This is a genomic window from Paeniglutamicibacter antarcticus (assembly GCF_039544305.1).
Lineage (GTDB): Bacteria > Actinomycetota > Actinomycetes > Actinomycetales > Micrococcaceae > Paeniglutamicibacter > Paeniglutamicibacter antarcticus_C.
Genome location: NZ_BAABLK010000022.1, coordinates 136,742 through 156,925, shown reverse-complemented (window position 1 = coordinate 156,925; position 20,184 = coordinate 136,742). Strand labels below are relative to the sequence as shown.

Sequence of the window (20,184 nt, the reverse complement as noted above, 5' to 3'; positions counted from 1 at the left end):
TGCGCTGCATACGGAATCTGCGCAATGCTGAACCATGACTGAAAACGAAGGAAAACTGACCGTTGCCCGCGTGTTCGACGCCCCGGCAAAGGAAATCTTCAACGTCCTCAGCAATCCCGCCAACCATGCCCGGCTTGATGGGTCCGGGATGGTGAGATCCGATGAGAAGACCGACCGCATTACCGGTGTGGGCCAGGTCTTCACCATGAACATGTACTGGGACAAGCTTGGCGGGGACTACCAGACCGATAACCACGTGGTGGGATACGACGTGAACAAACTCTTGGCATGGAAGACGGCAAATGCCGGACAGGAACCCGCAGGTTGGCAATGGGTGTGGGAGCTGGACGCGGACTCACAAGAGTCCACCTTGGTCACCTTGACCTATGACTGGAGCCAAGTCACGGACAAGGAAGTATTGCGAATGGTGTCCTTCCCGGTGGTGCGGACCGAGCAGCTGGAAGGAACGTTGGAGAAGCTGGCCGCCGTGGTCGCGGGCCCGCACCACACGAACTGATCCCCTGCCGTTGGGTGGGCCGTGAAAGGCCGCTGCTAGCCAAGAACTGCCGGGGCACCATGATTTCCGCGCCTGGTCCTCAGCCAAAACTGCAGCTTTCCGCAAGTCCGCGGAAGGCTGCAGTTTTTCTGTCTACCCACCGCAGACCACAACCACTGTCAGGTGCATGCTTGGCCGTCCGCAAATCCCTGTGCGGGCTCTCGGGTTCGGCAACACCTGCTACGCCGGTTCCTTTTACCCGGGCAAGGAGCTGCTGCAGCCTGCAGGCTTGTGTGCCCACCTCCCGCCAATAACCGGGATTGGCCGGTTTCGGCTGTGCAGATCCCAGCAGGAATCCACCCATTCAATGCCAGGCACCTCCACGGGGCCGCGGTCCTGGATCCGTACGGCACGGGAATGGTCCGGGTGCATCCCATTTTCCCAGCCATGTCGACCACGAACGCTGGAAGCAGCTGGCGACCTGTTTCGCTTGATCCATGGTTCGGTCACTCTTGGTTCGGCCCATGCCCGTGGCCTTCAAAAACACTGTTTTAAGCCAGCTGGCGAACATGACACCAAGAACACTGGTCTCGTTGCCTGCGCCCCGCGACAGGCAGCAACAAGATGAGCTGGTTGCCGTTTTCTCGGCCCTGAGCGTCAGGAAGGCGTAGGTCTTCACGGCCAAGGCGTCAGGAACTCGTTAGGGACCGGCTCTCAAGGTCGCACAGGGTGTCTGATGGAGATCTCACCAAAGATCCCATCGAAAGGGCCATCACCCATCATGCTCGATATCTTGTATCTGCTCATCCCCTTCGCGGTTTTCGCTGCGTTGGGACTTGTGGTGCGGGCGGTGGAGAAGCTTTGATCGTTTTCGAGCTGGTTGCCGTCGTCCTGGGAATCGCTGCGATCGGTTATCTACTTATCGCCTTGCTGAAGCCGGAGCGATTCTAATGTGGTTCACCATTGCCCAAGCAGGCGCATTGGTCGTAGTGCTCGCGGTTCTCTACCGGCCGCTGGGCGACTACATGGCACGGGTCTACACCTCCCCACGGGACACGGGAGCCGAACGCGGGATCTATCGCGCCATGGGAGTCGATCCGAAATCCAACCAGACCTGGCAGTCCTATGCGCGCTCCGTCCTGGCCTTTTCGCTGGTCGGCGTGGTGCTGCTCTACACCCTGCAGCGGCTCCAGGAGCGGCTCCCCCTGGCACTTGGGCTGCCCGCCGTACCGCACGGGATCGCTTTCAACACCGCAGCCTCTTTCGCCACCAACACCAACTGGCAGTCGTACGCGGGCGAATCCACCATGGGTTACCTCGTCCAGGCAGTGGGCCTGGGCGTGCAGAACTTCGTCTCCGCTGCGGTGGGCATTGCCGTGGCAGTGGCATTGATCAGGGGCCTGTCCGCCCGACGCACCTCCACCATTGGCAACTTCTGGGTTGATCTGGTGCGCGGAGTGTTGCGTCTGCTTCTTCCCATTGCTGCTGTCGCCGCCATCGTGCTTCTGGCCGGTGGTGTCATCCAGAACCTGAACGGATTCACCGATGTGAATACCATCAGTGGCGGCATCCAGTCCATACCGGGCGGTCCGGTGGCTTCCCAGGAAGCGATCAAGCTGCTGGGGACCAACGGCGGCGGGTTCTTCAACAGCAATTCCGCCCACCCCTTCGAAAACCCCACGCCGCTGACCAATCTGTTCCAATGCGTGCTCATGCTGGCCATTCCCTTCGCACTGACCCGCACCTTCGGTGTCATGGTCGGGAACAAGAAGCAGGGCTACACCCTCCTGGCCGTGATGGCAGGCCTGTTCCTGATTTCGCTGACCACGTTGACACTGCTGGAATACGCCGGCTCCGGTTCAGGTCCGCAGGCAGCAGGCGCGGCAATGGAAGGCAAGGAACAACGCTTCGGTATCGGCGGATCCACGCTCTTTGCCACCACCAGCACACTGACCTCCACCGGCGCCGTGAACTCCATGCACGATTCGTTCACCGCACTGGGCGGCATGCTGCCGATGCTGAACATGATGCTCGGCGAGGTGGCGCCAGGCGGGGTTGGCTCCGGGCTATACGGGCTGCTGGTGCTGGCAATTATCACGGTATTCATCGCCGGGCTGCTGGTGGGCCGCACACCCGAGTACCTTGGCAAGAAGATCGGTGCCCGCGAAATCAAGCTTGCCTCGCTCTACCTGCTCACCGTGCCCACCCTGATCTTGGGCTTCACCGCGCTGAGCTTCGCGATTCCCGGCATCCGGGCAGAAATCGAAGCGGTCTCTATCCTGAACCCCGGTCCGCACGGATTCTCCGAGGTGCTCTACGCCTTCACCTCCGCGTCGAACAACAACGGTTCGGCATTCGCCGGCCTGACAGCCAACACCCCCTGGCTAAACACCACCTTGGGCCTGGCCATGCTGCTTGGACGTTTCCTGCCCATCCTCTGGGTGCTGGCGCTGGCGGGAACCTTCGCGGCACAGGACCGCGTCCCGAGCACTGCCGGAACCCTTCCCACCGACAAGCCCCAGTTCTCCATGATGCTGGGAAGCATCACCCTCATCGTCACCGCGTTGACGTTCTTCCCGGTCCTGGTATTGGGACCCCTCGCCGAAGGATTGCTCTAGATTCCCATGTCCACACTTATACTGCCCCCGGTGGAACCCACAACCGAAATCCTCCACGAGCCCCGTCACCCACGGACCGGTGCCTTGGACCTGGCGCAACTGCGTGCGGCGCTGCCCGGCGCCTTCAAGAAGCTGGACCCACGGGTGATGTGGCACTCACCGGTGATGTTCATCGTCCTTCTTGGTGCGGTGTTCACCACCGTGCTGGCCCTCGCCGAGCCCTTCCTGGCCCCGGTGCCCGATGCCGGAAACGCGAAGACACCTCTGGGTTTCACCGCTCTGGTGGCCGTTTGGCTGTGGCTGACGGTGATCTTTGCCAACCTCGCCGAATCCGTGGCGGAGGGCCGGGGCAAGGCACAGGCCGCGTCCCTGCGCGAGTCGCGCACCAGCACCATGGCAACGCGACTGGAGGCCTACGATCCTTCCATCGACCCCGCCCGGGTCACCTGCCCCAAAACCCTTGTCCCCTCCTCTGAACTGCATATCGGGGACTACGTGCGTGTGGTCGCCGGGGAAGTGGTCCCCGGCGACGGGGAAATCGTCAACGGCATCGCTGCAGTGGATGAATCGGCCATCACCGGCGAATCGGCCCCGGTGATCCGCGAATCCGGCGGCGACCGCTCGGCCGTCACCGGCGGCACCAAGGTCATCTCCGATGCGATCATCATCAGGATCACCACCGCGGTGGGCAACTCGCTGGTTGACAAGATGATCGCCCTAGTGGAAGGCGCCCAGCGCCAGCGGACCCCCAACGAAGTGGCGCTGAACATCCTGCTGGCCACGCTGTCGATCATCTTCCTGGTGGTGGTCCTGGCACTGAACCCCATCGCCGCCTACTCAAACGCCCAGGTGGGGCTTCCGGTGCTCATTGCGCTGCTGGTCTGCCTGATCCCCACCACCATCGGGGCGCTGCTTTCGGCCATCGGCATCGCCGGCATGGACCGGTTGATCCAGCACAACGTACTGGCGCTATCCGGACGTGCCGTCGAGGCCGCCGGGGACGTGACGACCCTGCTGTTGGACAAGACGGGCACCATTACCTACGGCAACCGCCAAGCCGCGGCGTTCCATCCGCTGCAAGGGACCAGCGAGACCGAGCTCGCCTTGGCGGCATCCACCGCTTCGCTGGCCGATGCAACCCCCGAAGGCCAGTCCATCGTGGCTCTGGCCTCAACACTTGGCATCAGCCCGGTCCTTGGCGAATCGGGGCGCCCCGTGGAATTCACTGCACAGACCCGGATGAGCGGCATCGACTTCTCCGACGGTTCGGCGCTACGCAAGGGCGCCGGCTCGGCGATCCTTTCCTGGGCCGGGATCAACGCCCCGCTTGATGCGGACAGGCGCCAGGAACTGGACGCAGTGGTGGAGAAGATCGCCGATTTGGGCGGCACTCCGTTGGTGGTTGCGGCACGCGATGCGACCGGGACCCGGGTGTTGGGCGTGGTCTACCTCAAGGACGTGGTCAAGGAGGGGCTCAAAGAACGCTTCGCCCAGATGCGCGCCATGGGCATCCGCACCGTGATGATCACCGGGGACAATCCGCGCACCGCTGCGGCGATCGCCGCCGAGGCCGGGCTGGACGACTTCCTGGCCGAGGCCACCCCGGAAGACAAGATGGAGCTGATCAAGGCCGAACAGGCCGGGGGCAACCTGGTCGCGATGACCGGGGACGGGACAAACGACGCCCCCGCGCTGGCCCAGGCGGACGTGGGAGTTGCCATGAACTCGGGCACCTCGGCGGCCAAGGAAGCCGGGAACATGGTGGACCTGGACTCGGATCCCACCAAGCTCATCGACATCGTGCGCATCGGCAAGCAACTGCTGATCACCCGCGGTGCACTGACGACGTTCTCCATCGCCAACGACGTGGCCAAGTACTTCGCGATCATCCCGGCGATGTTCTCTTCGGTGTTCCCCGGCCTGGCGGTGCTGAACATCATGGGCCTTTCCACCCCGGCCTCGGCGATCCTCTCCGCGGTGATCTTCAACGCCGTGGTGATCATCTTCCTGATCCCCCTAGCGCTGCGCGGGGTGGCATACCATCCGCGTTCGGCCGCCGCCACGCTGAACCGCAACCTGCTGATCTATGGCCTGGGCGGGGTCATCGTGCCGTTCATCGGCATCAAGCTCATCGACATGTCCATCTCGCTGATCCCCGGTTTTTGACCGCGCGCCGCACCCCGATACCCACACACCACGGAAAGAACCGCACTCATGTCCACCACACGATCCTGGCCCCGCACCCTGTGGGTCGCCACCCGCAGCATGCTCCTGCTGACCCTGGTGCTGGGGGTGCTCTTCCCCGCAACGATCCTGGGCGTGGGGCAGCTCGCTTTCCCTGCCCAGGCCAACGGCTCCATGGTCCATGACCCCGCACACGGCCAAGGGGCGCTGGGCTCTTCGCTGATCGGACAGGGCTTCAACGACGCCGCGGGCAATCCGGACCCGGCATTCTTCCAGCCCCGGCCCTCGGCGGCCGGGGACGGCTACGACGGTGCCGCTTCCTCCGGATCCAACCACGGTCCGGAAAATGCCGTCTTGATCGAGGCCATCGCCGCGCGCAAGGCGGCCTACTTGGCACAAAACCCCGGCACCGAGGTGGCGGCGCCAGACGCGCTGACCGCGTCCGCGTCCGGGTTGGATCCACACATCTCCATCCAGAACGCGTTGGGGCAGGTGGCCCGGGTGTCCGCCGCACGGTCGATGGATCCGGAACGCGTCTCGGTGCTGGTCGCCGAAGAAGCAACGGGCAGGGACCTCGGGTTCCTCGGAGAGCGCCGGGTGAACGTGTTGGAACTGAACATTGCCCTGGCCGGGCTGGATAATTAGCCACATGAGACGCGGAACGCTGCGGGTATTGCTGGGTGCCGCCCCCGGAGTCGGCAAGACCTACGCCATGCTCCAGGAGGGCCACCAGCTCCTGGCGGATGGCCACGACGTGGTTTTGGCCGTTGTCGAGACCCACGGGCGGGCACCCACCGCAGCCTTGGTGACCGGCCTGGAATTGGTTCCCCGTCGCATCTTCGAGCACCGCGGGGTGCAGCTCAGCGACATGGACACCGCCGCGGTGCTGGCCCGAGCCCCGCGAACCGCGTTGGTGGACGAGCTCGCACACACCAACGTGGGAACAGGCGGGCACGAAAAACGCTGGCAGGATGTCCAGCAGCTGCTCGAGGCGGGGATCAACGTGATCTCCACGGTCAATGTCCAGCACATCGAGTCCCTCGCTGACGTCGTTCACGAAATCACCGGGGCGGCGCAACGCGAAACCATCCCCGACGCCGTGCTGCGTGCAGCCGATGCGATCGAGCTCATCGACCTGACACCCCAGGGCCTGCGCACCCGGCTCGGGGAGGGGCTGATCTATCCGCCAGGACGCATCGATGCGGCGCTGTCGAACTACTTCAGGCTGGGGAACCTCACTGCGTTGCGCGAGATCGCTCTGCTCTGGCTGGCCGACGAGGTCGACTCCGCCCTGGAAAAATACCGGGCCGAACACGGGATCTCCAGCCGCTGGGAGACCCGAGAGCGCGTCATGGTCGCACTGACCGGCGGGGAGGAGGGCGAGACGCTACTGCGCCGCGGGGCACGGATTGCCGCAAGGACCAGCGGTGGGGAACTCTCCGCGGTGCACGTCACCACCCCCAACGGGATGCTCACCTCCAAGCCCGGGGTGCTGGCGGACCAGCGGCTGCTGGTGGAGCGGCTCGGGGGCAGCTACCACCAGGTGGTCGGGGAGGACATCGCCACCGCCCTTGTCGAGTTCGCCCGCGCCTCAAACGCCACGCAACTGGTCATTGGGGCCTCTCGGCGCTCCAAGCTGGCAACCGCCATGACCGGGCCGGGCATCGGGGCGGGCATCGTGCGCCTGAGCGGGGACATCGACGTGCACATGGTCAACCACGCCGCTGCCGCCGGACGCAAGCTGCCGCGCCCACGCGGGGCACTGACCCGCTGGAGGCTGCTGGCCGGATTCGCATTGGCCCTGGCCGGGGGGCCGCTTTTGACGTGGTTCCTTCGCCGGCTGCCCGAGAGCGAGGACTCGATCACCGTCGACGTGCTGGCCTACCAGTTGCTCGTGGTCCTGGTTGCACTGGCCGGCGGCGTCTATCCGGCGGTCCTTGCCGCGCTGCTCTCCGGGTTGACACTGGATTACTTCTTCATCGACCCGCTTTACACCATCACCATTGCCGAGCCCACCCACTTGGTGGTGCTCATCTTGTACACCCTCATCGCCATCCTCGTCAGCGTGGTGGTGGACCGGGCAGCGCGGCGACACCGGGCAGCGACCCGGTCGGCTGCCGAATCGGCGCTGCTTGCCACGGTGTCGGGCTCCGTGCTGCGAGGCGCCGACGCGCTGGAGGCGTTGGTCAACCAGACCCGCGAGGCCTTCGCCCTTACCGCGGTGCGCTTGGTGGAACATGACGGGCAGGTGGTTGGCTCCGGGAACCCCGGCAACGCACCGCCGCGCACCACGCTACCCGTCGGGCCGCACGCAAGCCTCCAGCTCTACGGCAGGGACCTTCCGGCCGCGGACCGCCGGGCACTGGCCGCCATCGTCTCGCAGTTGGAGGCAGCACTTGATTTTCGCACCGTCAGCCAAAGGGCCAGCGAGCTGGGGCCGCTGGCCGAGGCCGACAAGGTCCGCAGCGCCTTATTGCAGGCCGTCGGCCACGACCTGCGCCGTCCGTTGACCGCAGCCACCATGGCGGTGACCTCGCTGCGTTCCACGGCGGTGACCTACAGTGACGCAGATCGGACCGAACTGCTGGAAACGGCCGACGAATCCCTCCAGGCCCTCTCGGGCTTGGTCACCGACCTGCTGGATGTCTCTCGCGTGCAAGCAGGAATGCTCGGTGTCATCAAGACCAGCATCTCGGTCGGGGACGTGCTGCTTCCGGCGCTCGAGGAAACGGGGTTGGGGCCAGCGGACCTTGAGGTGGATGTGCCCGGGGACCTTGAGCCGTTCGATGCCGACGCCGTCCTGGCCCAGCGCATCGTGGTGAACCTGCTCGCCAATGCCCTGCACCACGGCGCCGGATCCAGGCGCCCGATCCTTGCCGCAAGCCAGTTTGCCGGGCGCACCGAGATCCGGGTCGTCGACTTCGGCCCGGGCGTGCCCGAAGCACACAAGGATGCGATCTTCGTCCCCTTCCAGCGGCACGGGGACATGGACAACCTCACCGGCCTGGGCCTAGGCCTGGCGCTCTCACGTGGCTTCGCCGAGGGCATGGGCGGCTCCTTAGATGCCGAGGCAACCCCCGGCGGCGGACTGACCATGGTCTTGTCGCTGCCCGGCGCCCCCGGCCCCGCAGAAACGGCCACGCCATGAAGATCCTTGTTGCCGACGACGATCCACAGATCCTGCGCGCCCTGCGGATCACTTTGGGAGCCTACGGCTACGAGGTGGTTCCGGCGACCGACGGTGCCGCAGCCGTGCGCCTAACGGTCTCGACCCACCCCGATTTGGTCCTGCTGGACCTGGGCATGCCCAAGCTCGACGGGTTGGAAGTTATCGCTGCCCTGCGCGGCTGGTCGACCGTGCCGATCCTGGTCATCTCCGGACGCATCGGTGCCGCCGACAAGGTCGCTGCACTGGATGCCGGCGCCGACGACTACGTCACCAAGCCGTTTTCCACCGAGGAGCTGCTGGCCAGGATCCGTGCGCTCTCCCGACGCACCCCCGGTGCGCCGGAGGTGCCGGTGATCCGCTTTGGAGATGTCAGCGTGGATCTGGCCGCCAAGCAGGTCACCCGCGGTGTGCCCGGAAAACCCGTCAGGCTGACCCCCACGGAATGGCGCGTGTTGGAAGTGCTGCTGAACAACCCCGGCAAGCTCGTCACCCAGCAGAACCTGCTCGCGGAGGTCTGGGGACCGCATCTGCTCAAGGAAACCGGCTACCTGCGCCTCTACCTGGGCCAGCTGCGCAAGAAGCTGGAACCCGTTGCCGCGCATCCGCGCTACCTGGTCACCGAAGCCGGCATGGGGTACAGGTTTGTGCCCGATTAGGCCCGGGAACCAGCTTTCGCATCGACCTGTTCAAGGGCGTGCGGCAGGTACTTGCGTGAATTGAGCACCACGATGCACAGCGAGGCCACACACAGCACGGTGATCCCGGCGATGATCCAGAGCGCATCGACCCACTGCCCCACCAAAGCGGCAACCGTCGGGGCCAGGAAGCCTACATAGGCCAGGGTGTAGAAGTACCCGGTCAGCGCACCGAGCTCGTGGGCGCGGGCGGACCGCTGGATTTCCAGCAGGCCCCCGACCATCAGCAATCCGTTGCCCGAGCCCAAGACCGCTGCGGCGATGAGCCCCAGTGCCGGGTTGGGAAACACTATCGCAACCAGCAACAGGCACAAGCCGGCAAGCACCACGCCAACCCCGGTGATCAGCGAACGGGCGCTGAGCACCGAGTCAAGACGTCGCGCCAACGGTTGGATGAGCACGCTGCATCCAAGGGTGATGGCCACCGCGGCGGTGGCGTAACCGAGGCGGGCGTCCCCCAGCCCGGGGATCACCGCCGGGATCACGGCGAAACCGATGGTTCCGGCGGCGAATACCCAGGGTGCCGCCGGCGCCACCACCAGCCAGAACCTCTTGCGGCCCGGCGCCCTGCCCGCCGCCACCTCGGGAAAGGGGACCTGCGGGGATTGCCGCGGCCGCGTTTCGGGAAGGCGCGCCACGACGGCCAGCAGCGGTATGCACAGCACCATGTGCACCGCATAGGGAAGGATCTCGGGGCCCGGGGCCGATGCTGCCAGCAACCCGCCGACCACCGGTCCCAACCAGAAACCGCCGGAGGTCAGCAACGAGGCACGTCGGGCACCGGAACCTGCCACCGAGGTGGTGTCCCAGGGTGACTGGGAGAGCTCCTTGACCCAGCTGGTGGCCGCTGCCATGGCCAGGCCGGTCGCCGTTCCTGCCAGCAACCTGCCAACAAACAACGGCGCTGCGCCGAAGACCGAACCCATCATGGCGGCACTGGCGGCCATGGACAGCCCCACGGCGAGGATAGTGGCACCCTTGCGGCCGGCGCGGTCCGAGTATCGTCCGCCCAGCAGCAATGCGGGCACCAAGCCTGCGACGTAGATGCCCAGCATGGAGGTGACCATGACTTCCGAAAAGCCGTGGGCGTTGCGGTAAATGACCAGCAAAGAAACGAATTGGTTGGCGCCCCACCCGACCATCATCAGGCTCAGCGCTGCGGGCAACCATTGTTTTTTCGCGTGGGACACGGCGGAGGGACTCGACTTTCGGTTCGTACGGGACGTTGCGGGCCATGATCTCTTGGTTTGGCAGCGAATGAATCGCCCACAGGCGTTGCAGGCAAGTGTTTCACGCCCGCTGCCGCTGCACCGGGTTCATGACTTCGAGGACCAAGGAAAAGTTGCGACCAACCCGGCGTACCGACCGCGTAGGATTGGTGAGTATTTTCAGTTCCCTCCGTGATGGATGACCCCTCGTCCAATGTCCCGTCGTGCTCCGGCTGCGCGGGATTCGGATCCCGATCTTTCCACCTCCAGGAGCAGCCCCATGAGCAGCGTCGAAACCCACGCACCATTCTTCCTTGATTGCGACACCGGGATCGACGACGCCCTGGCCTTGGCGTACCTGCTCGGTGCCGGGGCCAATCTTGTGGGCATCGGCTCGGTCAGCGGGAACACCGACGCGTTGCAGGGCGCACGGAACACCCTTGATTTGCTGGCCATGGCCGGCCGGCCGGACATCCCCGTCGCCTTAGGGCTCCATGATCCCCAAGCCGGCACCTACGCCGGGGGTGCCCCGCACGTGCACGGATACAACGGCATCGGCGAGGTCCAGCTGCCCGAATCGGGCCTCGAGCTTGCACGAGAGTCCGCCGCGGAGCTGCTGGTGCGCCTGGCTCGGGAGAACCCGGGCACGCTGGGCGTCATCGCCATCGGTCCACTGAGCAACATCGCCGCGGCCCTGCGCCTTGCCCCGGAGCTGCCTTCGCTCGTCCGTGAGATCACCATCATGGGCGGATCGGCACTGGCCCCGGGCAACGTCACCGCCGCGGCCGAGGCAAACATCCACAACGATCCCGAGGCTGCCGCCGAGGTCCTGGCCGCGGACTGGGAAATCGTCTTGGTGCCGCTGGATGCCACGATGTGCCACGTCCTGGAGGAGCCGGACCTCGAGGCGCTGCTCGGCTCGGAACAGGGCGCCGTGCGCGCCGTGGGGGCGATGCTCGGGCACTATTTCAACTTCTACCTTGGCGTCTTCGGGCGGCGCTGCTCGGCCATGCACGACCCGCTGGCCGCGGCCATCGCGCTGGGGCGCGTCGAGCTTCTCTCCGCCCCCTACGCACGCGTTGTCGTGGACACCACCCAGGGCCCCGGCCGTGGCCAAACCATTTGCGACTTGCGCGGTCTCTACAAGGGAAGCCCTAAGCCCGCCGGCTCCCGTTGCCGCGTGGTGCTGGACGCCGATCCCGGCGCGATGGCCGAGATCATGCGCGGCGCGCTGCGCGCAGGTGCTCCCGGGCGCATTCCCCTGGCATAACGCGTTGGTGCGCCACGGTGCTACGGCACCAGGTAGGTGCTGTCCTTGGCGTCGGTGATGAGCATGTAACCCGGGGCGTGGCCGATCGCAAGCGCCGGGCGTGATTCCATGACGGCCGCCTGGGGTGTCACCCCGCAGGCCCAGAATACCGGGATGGATCCCTCGGGGATCTGCACCGGGTCCCCGAAGTCCGGGGCGGACAAGTCGGTGATCCCGATTTCCTCGGGGTTTCCGATGTGCACCGGGGCCCCGTGGACCGCCGGGTAGCGAGAGGTGATGCGCACTGCGTCGGCGACCTGTGACGCCGGGATCGGGCGCATGGAGAGAACCATGGGCCCTGCCATGGATCCTGCCGAGGCACTGCGGATGTTCGATTTGAACATGGGCACGTTCACGCCCTGGTCGATGTGGGCGATCGAGATCCCGGCCTCCATCAAGGCCGTTTCGAAGGTGAACGAGCAGCCCACGATGAACGTCACCAGGTCATCGCGCCAGTATTGGTCCAGGTCCGTGGGTTCGGCGACCTTCACCCCGTTTTCATAGACCACGTACTTGGGCACGTCGCTGCGGATGTCCCCGCCGGCCAGCAGCTCGCTACTGGTCTCCCCCGCGTCCAGGACCCCGAGCACGGGACAGGACTTGGGGTTGCGCTGGGCGAAGAGCAACACGTCGAAGGCCTGGGCCTTGGGTACGATGATTAAATTTGCCTGCGCAAAGCCCGCACAGAAGCCGGCCGTCGGCACGGAGAGCCCGTTGCGGAAGAGTTCACGGGCCTTGGCCGGGGCCAGAGAGGCCCGCTCGCGGGTTGTCATTGTCGGGGATCCAGTCGGTGCCATCTTTGGTTTTTCCTTTCGGTGATCGGTTCCTGGAGCGTTTGCCTAGACCCAGAGCTTGGAGAGCCCGGCAATGGAGTTCCAGCCAAGGAAGAGGGTCAGCAACCAGGTGGCCACACCGATGACCAACAGCCACTTGGGGTAGACGTAGCCATGGAGCAGGTCCCGGCGGCGCCAGGCAACCCAGAGCAGGATCGCGAAGCCGAAGGGAAGGATCAGCCCGTTGAAGGCGCCGGCGAAGATCAGCAATGTCTGCGGCGCCTGGCCCAGCACCAGGTAGATCACTGCGCATGCCGCGATGAAACCCACCGTGATGAGGTTTCGGGTGCGTTCACGCGTCGTCGACCGCGTGATGAAGGATACCGAGGTGTACGCGGCACCGATCACCGAAGTCAGCGCCGCGGCCCACAGGACCACGCCGAAGGAGCGCATCCCGATTTCGCCGGCGGCGTGGCCAAAGGCCTCTGCCGCCTTATTGTCGCTGGTCAGCACGGCTCCGCCGGCCACGACCCCGAGGATCGCCAGGAACAGCAGGACGCGCATGATGCCGGTGACGATGATGCCCAACACCGAGCTGCGCGCGATGTCCGAGACGTTCTCGATGCCCACGGTGCCCGAGTCAAGCATCCGGTGCGCACCGGCATAGGTGATGTAGCCGCCGACGGTTCCACCAATCAGCGTGGTGATGATCAGGAAGCTCATTTGTTCGGGCATGACAACGTTCTTCAGCGCCTCGCCAACCGGAGGCGCGGCAATGATTGCCACGTAGAGCATCAACAGGATCATGATGGCACCGAGCATGATGACGATGCGGTCAAGTGCCATTCCCGCGCGCTTGGACAGGAAGATCAGGATGGCCACTGCCGCGGAGATCGCACCGCCGATCTTGGGCTCCAGGCCCAGCATGGCGTTCATGCCCAGCCCGGTTCCGGCGATGTTGCCCACGTTGAAGACGACGCCGCCGATGAAGACCAATGCCGCCAGCACCCAGCCGATGCCCGGAAGCACCTTGTTGCCAAGTTCCTGGGCGCGCAGGCCCGAGACGCCGATGATCCGCCACACGTTCAGCTGGACGGCGATGTCCACCAGGATCGAGATGACAATCGCGAAGGCGAAGGACGCCCCGATCTGGACGGTGAATTCGGTTGTTTGGGTGATGAAGCCCGGACCGATTGCACTGGTGGCCATGAGGAACATGGCGCCCAGTAGGGCTGTGCGCTTGGCGGATCTGCCGAGCGAGGGCTTGGTGCTGGGATTGGCCATGTTTCCGTCCATCCGGGGTTCGGTGACTGTTGTCACAGGTATAGGCGACCTACGGAACACTACATGTTGTTGAACAATACTGGCAAGGGGTTGTTCAACAACTTCGTTTGGCTTTTTATCCCTGCCTGCCACCCCCCGCCAACAGGCCAGCACCCGCGGCCAAATCGCGACGATGGCCCCGAGGTCCCGCTAGCTCCAGCCCGTGGCCCTGAGCCCGTGGTTTCCGGCGTATTGCGGCAAACCGGGCGATGACCAGTCCCCCAAAACGCCGGTATCGATCTTGTGGATCTCGATGCCGATGGGCCGGCACACCTCAACGGGATCATGGGCACCCTCGCCCCACATCGGAACGGAAAGATCACCACCGGGGCACGTGGACAAGGCGACGAGCAGGTCCTGCTCGGCGAAGAACTCGAAGTAGTCCCCGACCTTGGCCGGGCAACTCTTCATGAAGTATTGGTCCTTGTCGTTGAGACCGGTGCATTGGAACACGTTGAGCACATCGTGCACATCAAACTCGGTCAGGCCGAACGGGAGCACCGCTCGGGTCAGGTTTGAGTGGCAATGATAATCAAAGTCGTCGCCGGTAAGCATCCGGTTGACGTACGGATCGCACCTGGTACCCAGGGTGTCGTGAACCCGTCCCCCGTCGTCATCGACGCCGTAGTTCTCCAAGGTGTCCGCCGTGATGGTGGCCAGCGGTCGCAGGAAGGGAAGATTGGACCACAAACGGTCGAACGTGGTGACATGCGCGGCTTGAAGCTGGCGGGTACGGGCCGCCCAGAACCGTTCGCGGGGGTTGTCGTAGTTCCACAGGTTCAGGTCCCCCACCTGGGGGCCATCGACCGTAAGGATGCGGCACACGTGTCCGGCAGGCACTTTCCATGCCTTTCCGGATCGAATGGGGATGTCAAAGGAGTCGACCAGTGTCCGCGATTCCAGCCTGTTGGCGATGTTGCCGTAGAACTCCCTGTTCACCTCGAGCGCGGGCCCCTTGTATGCGGCATCTGTCAGCGGGGCCTGGGAATTCTGATTCATGGGGTTTTCCTTTCGGGACTTCATCGGTTTGACGTTGTGCGCGGGCTGGGACGCTACAGCCAGGGCACGGCACCCTGGCTGTGCTCGAAGACCAGCGAGGTTTGGGTGGTGGACACCGCTTGGTTCGCCGAGAGGTTGTCCAGCACGAACTGGCGCACGTCCTTGGAGTCCCGCACCGCGACGTGGATCAGGAAGTCATCGGCACCACCAAGGAAGAACAGCTGGGTGACCCCGGGCTTGGCACGCATCTCCTCGGCAAAGGAGGACATCAGATGCCTGGCACCCGGGCGGATCTTCACGAAGATCAACGCCTCGAGCGCATGGCCCAGGACCTCGGGATCGATATCGAGGGTGAACCGACGGATGACCCCTGCCGAGCGCAGTGCGTTGAGCCGGGCCAAGCAGGTCGAGGGGGCGATGCCCAATTCCTCCGCGAGCGAGTTGTTGGTGCGGCGCGAGTTCTCCGTGAGCATCCGCAACAACCCGCGGTCGATGTCGTCAAGCTCCACGGGGTTGACCTGACGGACGTTCCTTTGGGTGATGGCCACAACGGTACCGACTTTCGCAGTGATTCTATGGTTTCCTGAATCCTACTGATGAATATTCGTCAGAGCACCAAACGTGCCGCAATAAGTGCACGGCTGGCCGCCAAGGCTGTTGATATAGCTGTCCATTTCATCGGTGCAATTCTTGCGAATCCACGAAGCGCACACGCCTTCGATGAACCATCCCTCGCCGCTGCGGAGCATCGTGTAGTCCGTATGGTCCAGAGCGCGAGCGAATCGCTAAACACGGACCGACGCGCCTTGCCTCCGAAGATTCAGGCGCTATGGCGGCGGTGGCGGATCCACGCCAGCGTCACGATGACCAGGACCAGTGCGCCGGCAACGATCCACTGCCAGCCCAGGGCAAGCCAAGCATAAACCACCGCCATGCCGACGGTGGAATAGATCGTGGCCCAGATCAGGCATCCGACAAAAACGGCCGGAAGATAACGCACCAGCGTCATCCGTGCGACGCCGGCGCTGGCGTTGACTGCCGTCTGGATTCCCACGGTCATGAAGGAGAACGGGATCGCCAGGATGCCCCAGCGTTGGATGAAGCGCTCGGCACGCCGGTAGATCGGGCCGGTGAGGACATGTTGGAAACGGGTGTGCTTCACCCCGGCGGCAATGCCGCGTCCGAGCCAGTAGGTGGTGTTGGCCCGTGCCATGGACAGCAAAAAGAGAAACAAAAAGGCCCAGCCGAAAGGGGCGTCCCGTAACCAGTCCATGGGCAACAGCTTATCGCTGCGCGTGCGGCGTCCCCGGCTTTAGTGAGCCACCAGACACCGCCGCTGCCCGCGGCTTTCCGGTATCCGTGGATCCAGGTGCGCCGAACGCCCTTCCGGGTCAGGGAACCGAACGGATATTTCGCACTAGGAAGGCACCCAGGAGGCCGATTGCCGCGGCAACAATGAACAATGCGGTGTAGCCGCCGAGCATGCTCACCGCCAGGAATGCGAGCATGGGGGCAACGACCTGGGGCAGGGAGTTGGCCACGTTGATGACTCCCATATCCTTGCCCCTGCTCTTGGCCGAGGGCAACACCTGGGTCAGCAGCGCGAAGTCCACGGCCAGGTACGCGCCGAACCCCAGTCCCAGCACCGCCGCCCCGACAATGGCTCCCGTGAAGTTTTGCGTGAAGGCAATGATCAGGGCGGAGCATGCCACGACGACCGAAGATCCCGAAACGAAGATCTTGCGCTTTCCCGATTTGTCGCTGATCGGCCCGAGCAGCACTGCACTGATGATGACCATTACCGCATAGGTTCCCGTCAAGACCAGTACGCCGCCGGCGGGATCCTCTAGGTGCACCACGTCGGTGAGGAAGAACAGCAGATAGACGATGGTCATCTGGTTTCCGGTATTCATCATGAACCGGGTCAGCCAGGCCCAGCCGAAGTCTTGATGCGTCAGCGGGTTGATCCAAAATCCCTTGATGAACTCCAGGAATTTGAACTTCGTCCTGAACTCCCGCGGCAGGACCGGGTCGTTGGGCCGCAGCACGTAGGGAATCACGCCCACCACCAGCGCCACAGCGCAGATGATGTAACCGACGGTGATATTCCCTGAGATCACGAACCCCACCACGGCTCCCAGCAGGATCCCCACCGTCTGGCCCATGGCAGCCAACCCGCCGATGGCGCCGCGGCGGCGTTCAGGCACCCGGTCCGGGATCGCGGCAGTGACCGAGGAGTAGGCGGCATTGGCGCCGGCTTGCAGGAGGCACCAGCCCAACAGCATCAACCCGACGGTGGTTGCACCGGAGAGCATCAACAGGGCCGCAGCACCCAGGATGGCACCGGCCAGGATCCAGGGAGAACGACGCCCCATCTTCGAAACCGTGCGGTCCGACAGCGCACCGAACAGCGGGTTTGCCACCAACGCCACCGAAGCGCCGCACGCGGTGACCAGCGAGAGGATCGCTTCCTTGGACCCGGCGTCGATGGCGGTGGCCTGCAATCCGAGCAGCACGTTGATCGGGGCGAAAAAGACGACGTTGATGCCGATGTTGATCGCCACCACCGAAGCCACCCAGCCACGGGTGACGTCCTTGGTGGGGCTGCGCAGCGCCTCGGGCAGGGCAGCTTCACCACCGGCTGGGAGCCGTGGCAACTAGATCACGCCCGAGAGCACGCCGGCCCCTGTTCCCAGAACGAGGGCGCCAACAAGCAGCCAGGTGATCACTTTTACACGCTTGCGAATCGATTCCATAGTTCGTTTATCGTAGGCGAAATCCGCCGCAGGCACCCCATTTTCCTGCGCTCGTGGTTGCGGGGCCTTCACCGGGTTTCGGTATGCCGCAGATTAGGCTATTGGCATGAGCAAACATGGATCCGAAGCAAGGCTGTGGGCCCCACGCCACAGTGGCTGGAACCTGGCACACCACTTGCTGCCCTCCTTCGTGCTGTTTGCCTTCCTTGCATCCTCCGGGACCTACGCGCTGCTCCATGCCCGTCCGGTGCTTTCCACCGCGCTGTTGGCGAGCGCCTTGGCCATGCTGATGGGTGTGGTGGCAGCCTATCGCCGCCCCACCCGCGACCGGGCCGCGGGAACCGCGGCAGTTGCCACCAGCACCGGGCCGCGCGCCGCCACCTGGTTCCCGATGTTCCGTAGCTCGGCCCGGTGGGCCGCTGCCATCATGGGCCTGGCCGTGGTGATCCTGGTGGCCACCGTGGCGCTGAGTGCCCGACTGTTGCTGGCCTACACCAATGACACCTCGATCCTCATCGTCTTGCTGGCGGCGTTCCTGCTGGCTACCGGCGTATATGTGCTGAACAGGGGACTGCACATGGCGCGCATCGGCGCCACCGCGCAGGAACCGGGCCTCTACCTGACCCGTAGCCGCATCGTGCTTTACGATTCCCGCGGCACACGCGAAATCTATTGGAACGACGTTGCGGGAATCGAAGCCGGCGACCCTGCCGGGCGCAAGCCGCTGGGCAAGCGCGGTCCGGCATGGATCACGGTGGAGCAGCAGCCCCGCTCCTCGCAAAGCCCCGAGCGGCTTCTCATCCTGATCCATGAGCTCACCGCCAACCCGGACCAGCTGCTGCGCACCCTCGAGCACTATTGGAGGTCCGCCGCGGACAGGGCAGAGCTGGGAACCGACGCCGCGTTGGGTCGCGTCAAGAATTTCGCCGAACTGGACTAGGCTCCGATTGCCGGTGTCCCCGGGTACAGCAGCACGCGCCCGTTGGTGATCTCGATCTTGTGGGTGGGTGCATCGCGGACCGCCGGCAGGCAAAGCACCTTGCCGTTCTTCAGGCAGAAGCGCGAGGAGTGCAACGGGCACTCGATTTCATCGCCTTCAATCCAGCCCTCGGAGAGTGAAGCGACCTCGTGCGGGCATTCATCGTCAAGTGCGTAGTAGGTGCCGTCTTCGGTGCGAAAGAGCCCGATGTCCTCGGTGTACCCGCTGTCCTCCGCCGCGATGAACAGTGTCGTTCCCGGCTCCAGCAGTTCCACCTCGCCCACGTCCATCGCGCGTGCTTGCCCAAAAACGTCGTTGGCTTCGCTTCCCATGTTGAATCGGCCTTTCGCTGGGTTTCCGGCTCGCAATGTGCTGTGCCCAGTCTTCCCCGGCAGCGGCACTGAGGGCAAGGCCGCCGCCGGATCAGCGGGCCAGTTTGCGCAGCGGCACCTGTGGATCGGCGAGCGCCGCTGGATCCACGATGATGCCCCTGTCGATGATGCGCCGGGCGGCCCTGATGGTCAGCCCCCCGTCGATGGCTGCCGCCCCGAGCATCCGGCCGTCATCGGAAAGCTTGAATGCCGCCACCGGTTCCCCATCAAGGAGCCGCAGGACCGTGGTTCCGGGTGCGTTCATGTCGCCGGTCCCCTCGAGATGGGTTCCGTGCCGGTCGGACCAGAACCATGCGGCGCCGTGCGCCGGCAGCTCTTGGCCCAGGATCGACGCGGCCGCGGTCGCCCCGGTGTTCAGTGCATGCTCCCAGTGTTCCCCGCGGCGCAGCAGAGTCCCGTCGCCGCCCCTGCTCCTGGCCACGTCCCCAACGGCGTAGATGCCCGGGTGGGAGGTGAGCTGGTGCGTGTCGACCAGCACCCCGTTGTCGGTGGCCAGGCCCGCCTCCTGCGCCAGTGCGGTGTTGGGCCTGATCCCGATTCCCACCAACACCTCGTCGCAATCGATGAACTGCCCGTCGATGAGCTCCAGCCGGTGGCCGGACTCCGTCCCGATGATCCGGGCCGGGGCCCCCAGGATGACCTGGATCCCTGCGGTGGCATGCATCTTGTGCAGACGCCTGGCCAATTCTTCTCCAACGGCCGGGGCAAGGGGTGGGTCAATGGGGTCGATGAGGATGACCTCTGCCCCCAGTTGGCGGGCAGCCGAGGCGACCTCGGCCCCGATGAGCCCTGCCCCGACGATTGCCAGCCTCGTTCCCGGGACGATCTTGGCCCGCAATTTATCGGCATCGGCCCTGTTGCGCAATACCAGTACCGATTCCAGGTCCCCTCCTGCCACGGGCAGCACGGTGGCCGAGCCGCCGGTGGCCAGGACCAGGCGGTCAGCGCCCAGGCGGCGGCCGTCCTGGAGCTGGACGCCCGGCGGATCCGTTTCCAGGGCGGATACCGTGGCCTCAATGATATCGATCCGGTTCTCGGCGAACCAGGAGGCTGGTGCCAGCTCGATGCCGGCGGCGTCCTTGTCCCCCAACAGGTAGCCCTTGCTCAAGGGCGGTCTGTCATAGGGGATTCCCGCCGGGTCGATGATCCCCAGTGTCCCCGGGTAGCCACCGGTACGCAGGGACTGCGCGACGGTGAATCCTGCCAATCCTCCGCCGACGATCAGGATGGATTCAATGCTCATGGGTGTTCTGGGTCCTTGGTCGTGGCGATCGATGGGTGTT

At 64.8% G+C, this 20,184-nt stretch carries 18 protein-coding genes; 9 read left to right on the top strand and 9 right to left on the bottom strand.

Features of this window, described 5'->3' with window-relative positions; translation table 11 throughout:
- The first annotated feature begins 34 nt into the window (after positions 1 to 34).
- From ABEA12_RS05740 to ABEA12_RS05715, 7 genes are all read left to right on the top strand, one after another.
- Positions 35 to 517: an SRPBCC family protein gene (locus ABEA12_RS05740; protein WP_210099650.1), complete on the top strand. Its 483-nt coding sequence runs from the start codon at positions 35 to 37 to the stop codon at positions 515 to 517.
- A gap of 708 nt (positions 518 to 1,225) precedes the next feature.
- Positions 1,226 to 1,447, top strand: coding sequence for a potassium-transporting ATPase subunit F (locus ABEA12_RS18630; protein WP_210099649.1), 222 nt, complete (start codon positions 1,226 to 1,228; stop codon positions 1,445 to 1,447).
- Positions 1,447 to 3,114 carry a potassium-transporting ATPase subunit KdpA gene (kdpA, locus tag ABEA12_RS05735; protein ID WP_210099648.1) on the top strand — a complete coding sequence of 556 codons (1,668 nt, stop codon included), beginning with the start codon at positions 1,447 to 1,449 and terminating at the stop codon, positions 3,112 to 3,114. The genes ABEA12_RS18630 and kdpA overlap by 1 nt, the downstream gene beginning before the upstream one ends.
- Before the next feature lie 6 nt (positions 3,115 to 3,120).
- Positions 3,121 to 5,280, top strand: a complete 2,160-nt coding sequence (gene kdpB, locus ABEA12_RS05730) for a potassium-transporting ATPase subunit KdpB (RefSeq protein WP_210099647.1) — start codon at positions 3,121 to 3,123, stop codon at positions 5,278 to 5,280.
- Between the two features lie 48 nt (positions 5,281 to 5,328).
- Complete coding sequence (gene kdpC / locus ABEA12_RS05725) at positions 5,329 to 5,943, top strand: K(+)-transporting ATPase subunit C (protein WP_210099646.1); 615 nt, start codon at positions 5,329 to 5,331, stop codon at positions 5,941 to 5,943.
- A 4-nt stretch (positions 5,944 to 5,947) separates the two neighbouring features.
- Positions 5,948 to 8,446, top strand: coding sequence for a DUF4118 domain-containing protein (locus tag ABEA12_RS05720; protein WP_210099645.1), 2,499 nt, complete (start codon positions 5,948 to 5,950; stop codon positions 8,444 to 8,446).
- Positions 8,443 to 9,123, top strand: a complete 681-nt coding sequence (locus tag ABEA12_RS05715) for a response regulator (RefSeq protein ID WP_210099644.1) — start codon at positions 8,443 to 8,445, stop codon at positions 9,121 to 9,123. Before ABEA12_RS05720 ends, ABEA12_RS05715 begins: the two co-directional genes overlap by 4 nt.
- Here ABEA12_RS05715 and ABEA12_RS05710 read toward each other — a convergent pair.
- Entirely contained in the window at positions 9,120 to 10,352 is a 1,233-nt protein-coding gene (locus ABEA12_RS05710) for an MFS transporter (protein WP_345466911.1), read from the bottom strand. The two genes, ABEA12_RS05715 and ABEA12_RS05710, sit on opposite strands and share 4 nt — an antisense overlap.
- 298 nt (positions 10,353 to 10,650) lie before the next feature.
- On the opposite strand from ABEA12_RS05710, the gene ABEA12_RS05705 reads away from it, so the two are divergent.
- Complete coding sequence (locus ABEA12_RS05705) at positions 10,651 to 11,640, top strand: nucleoside hydrolase (protein WP_210099643.1); 990 nt, start codon at positions 10,651 to 10,653, stop codon at positions 11,638 to 11,640.
- Between the two features lie 20 nt (positions 11,641 to 11,660).
- Here ABEA12_RS05705 and ABEA12_RS05700 read toward each other — a convergent pair whose 3' ends face one another.
- The 6 genes from ABEA12_RS05700 to ABEA12_RS05675 all read right to left on the bottom strand — a co-directional run bounded on the left by ABEA12_RS05700 (position 11,661) and on the right by ABEA12_RS05675 (position 17,431).
- Positions 11,661 to 12,476 carry a putative hydro-lyase gene (locus tag ABEA12_RS05700; RefSeq protein ID WP_345466908.1) on the bottom strand — a complete coding sequence of 272 codons (816 nt, stop codon included), beginning with the start codon at positions 12,474 to 12,476 and terminating at the stop codon, positions 11,661 to 11,663.
- Positions 12,477 to 12,518: 42 nt separating this feature from the next.
- Positions 12,519 to 13,736, bottom strand: coding sequence for an NRAMP family divalent metal transporter (locus ABEA12_RS05695; RefSeq protein WP_210099642.1), 1,218 nt, complete (start codon positions 13,734 to 13,736; stop codon positions 12,519 to 12,521).
- 189 nt (positions 13,737 to 13,925) lie between these two features.
- Positions 13,926 to 14,774: a DUF1989 domain-containing protein gene (locus ABEA12_RS05690; RefSeq protein WP_210099641.1), complete on the bottom strand. Its 849-nt coding sequence runs from the start codon at positions 14,772 to 14,774 to the stop codon at positions 13,926 to 13,928.
- 53 nt (positions 14,775 to 14,827) lie between these two features.
- Positions 14,828 to 15,322 (bottom strand): Lrp/AsnC family transcriptional regulator, encoded by a 495-nt coding sequence (locus tag ABEA12_RS05685; RefSeq protein ID WP_210099640.1) that lies wholly within the window; start codon positions 15,320 to 15,322, stop codon positions 14,828 to 14,830.
- A gap of 272 nt (positions 15,323 to 15,594) precedes the next feature.
- A complete protein-coding gene (locus ABEA12_RS05680) occupies positions 15,595 to 16,047 on the bottom strand; it encodes a DedA family protein (RefSeq protein ID WP_210099639.1) in 453 nt (150 codons plus the stop codon).
- 118 nt (positions 16,048 to 16,165) lie between these two features.
- Complete coding sequence (locus tag ABEA12_RS05675; protein ID WP_210099638.1) at positions 16,166 to 17,431, bottom strand: MFS transporter; 1,266 nt, start codon at positions 17,429 to 17,431, stop codon at positions 16,166 to 16,168.
- A gap of 205 nt (positions 17,432 to 17,636) precedes the next feature.
- On the opposite strand from ABEA12_RS05675, the gene ABEA12_RS05670 reads away from it, so the two are divergent.
- Positions 17,637 to 18,470, top strand: a complete 834-nt coding sequence (locus ABEA12_RS05670; protein ID WP_210099637.1) for a hypothetical protein — start codon at positions 17,637 to 17,639, stop codon at positions 18,468 to 18,470.
- On the opposite strand, the gene ABEA12_RS05665 is transcribed toward ABEA12_RS05670, so the two are convergent.
- A complete protein-coding gene (locus tag ABEA12_RS05665) occupies positions 18,467 to 18,841 on the bottom strand; it encodes a non-heme iron oxygenase ferredoxin subunit (protein ID WP_210099636.1) in 375 nt (124 codons plus the stop codon). The two genes, ABEA12_RS05670 and ABEA12_RS05665, sit on opposite strands and share 4 nt — an antisense overlap.
- A gap of 91 nt (positions 18,842 to 18,932) precedes the next feature.
- Entirely contained in the window at positions 18,933 to 20,144 is a 1,212-nt protein-coding gene (locus tag ABEA12_RS05660) for an NAD(P)/FAD-dependent oxidoreductase (protein WP_210099635.1), read from the bottom strand.
- Positions 20,145 to 20,184 lie beyond the last annotated feature (40 nt).

What these genes read in the sequence shown, in the direction of transcription:
- ABEA12_RS05665 (WP_210099636.1), bottom strand. Translation starts at nt 18,841, where the DNA reads ATGGGAAGCGAAGCCAACGACGTTTTTGGGCAAGCACGCGCGATGGAC.
- kdpB (WP_210099647.1), top strand. Translation starts at nt 3,121, where the DNA reads ATGTCCACACTTATACTGCCCCCGGTGGAACCCACAACCGAAATCCTC.
- ABEA12_RS05720 (WP_210099645.1), top strand. Translation starts at nt 5,948, where the DNA reads ATGAGACGCGGAACGCTGCGGGTATTGCTGGGTGCCGCCCCCGGAGTC.
- ABEA12_RS05690 (WP_210099641.1), bottom strand. Translation starts at nt 14,774, where the DNA reads ATGAATCAGAATTCCCAGGCCCCGCTGACAGATGCCGCATACAAGGGG.
- ABEA12_RS05695 (WP_210099642.1), bottom strand. Translation starts at nt 13,736, where the DNA reads ATGGCCAATCCCAGCACCAAGCCCTCGCTCGGCAGATCCGCCAAGCGC.
- ABEA12_RS05715 (WP_210099644.1), top strand. Translation starts at nt 8,443, where the DNA reads ATGAAGATCCTTGTTGCCGACGACGATCCACAGATCCTGCGCGCCCTG.
- ABEA12_RS05700 (WP_345466908.1), bottom strand. Translation starts at nt 12,476, where the DNA reads ATGGCACCGACTGGATCCCCGACAATGACAACCCGCGAGCGGGCCTCT.
- kdpC (WP_210099646.1), top strand. Translation starts at nt 5,329, where the DNA reads ATGTCCACCACACGATCCTGGCCCCGCACCCTGTGGGTCGCCACCCGC.
- kdpA (WP_210099648.1), top strand. Translation starts at nt 1,447, where the DNA reads ATGTGGTTCACCATTGCCCAAGCAGGCGCATTGGTCGTAGTGCTCGCG.
- ABEA12_RS05740 (WP_210099650.1), top strand. Translation starts at nt 35, where the DNA reads ATGACTGAAAACGAAGGAAAACTGACCGTTGCCCGCGTGTTCGACGCC.
- ABEA12_RS05670 (WP_210099637.1), top strand. Translation starts at nt 17,637, where the DNA reads ATGAGCAAACATGGATCCGAAGCAAGGCTGTGGGCCCCACGCCACAGT.
- ABEA12_RS05680 (WP_210099639.1), bottom strand. Translation starts at nt 16,047, where the DNA reads ATGGACTGGTTACGGGACGCCCCTTTCGGCTGGGCCTTTTTGTTTCTC.
- ABEA12_RS05660 (WP_210099635.1), bottom strand. Translation starts at nt 20,144, where the DNA reads ATGAGCATTGAATCCATCCTGATCGTCGGCGGAGGATTGGCAGGATTC.
- ABEA12_RS05705 (WP_210099643.1), top strand. Translation starts at nt 10,651, where the DNA reads ATGAGCAGCGTCGAAACCCACGCACCATTCTTCCTTGATTGCGACACC.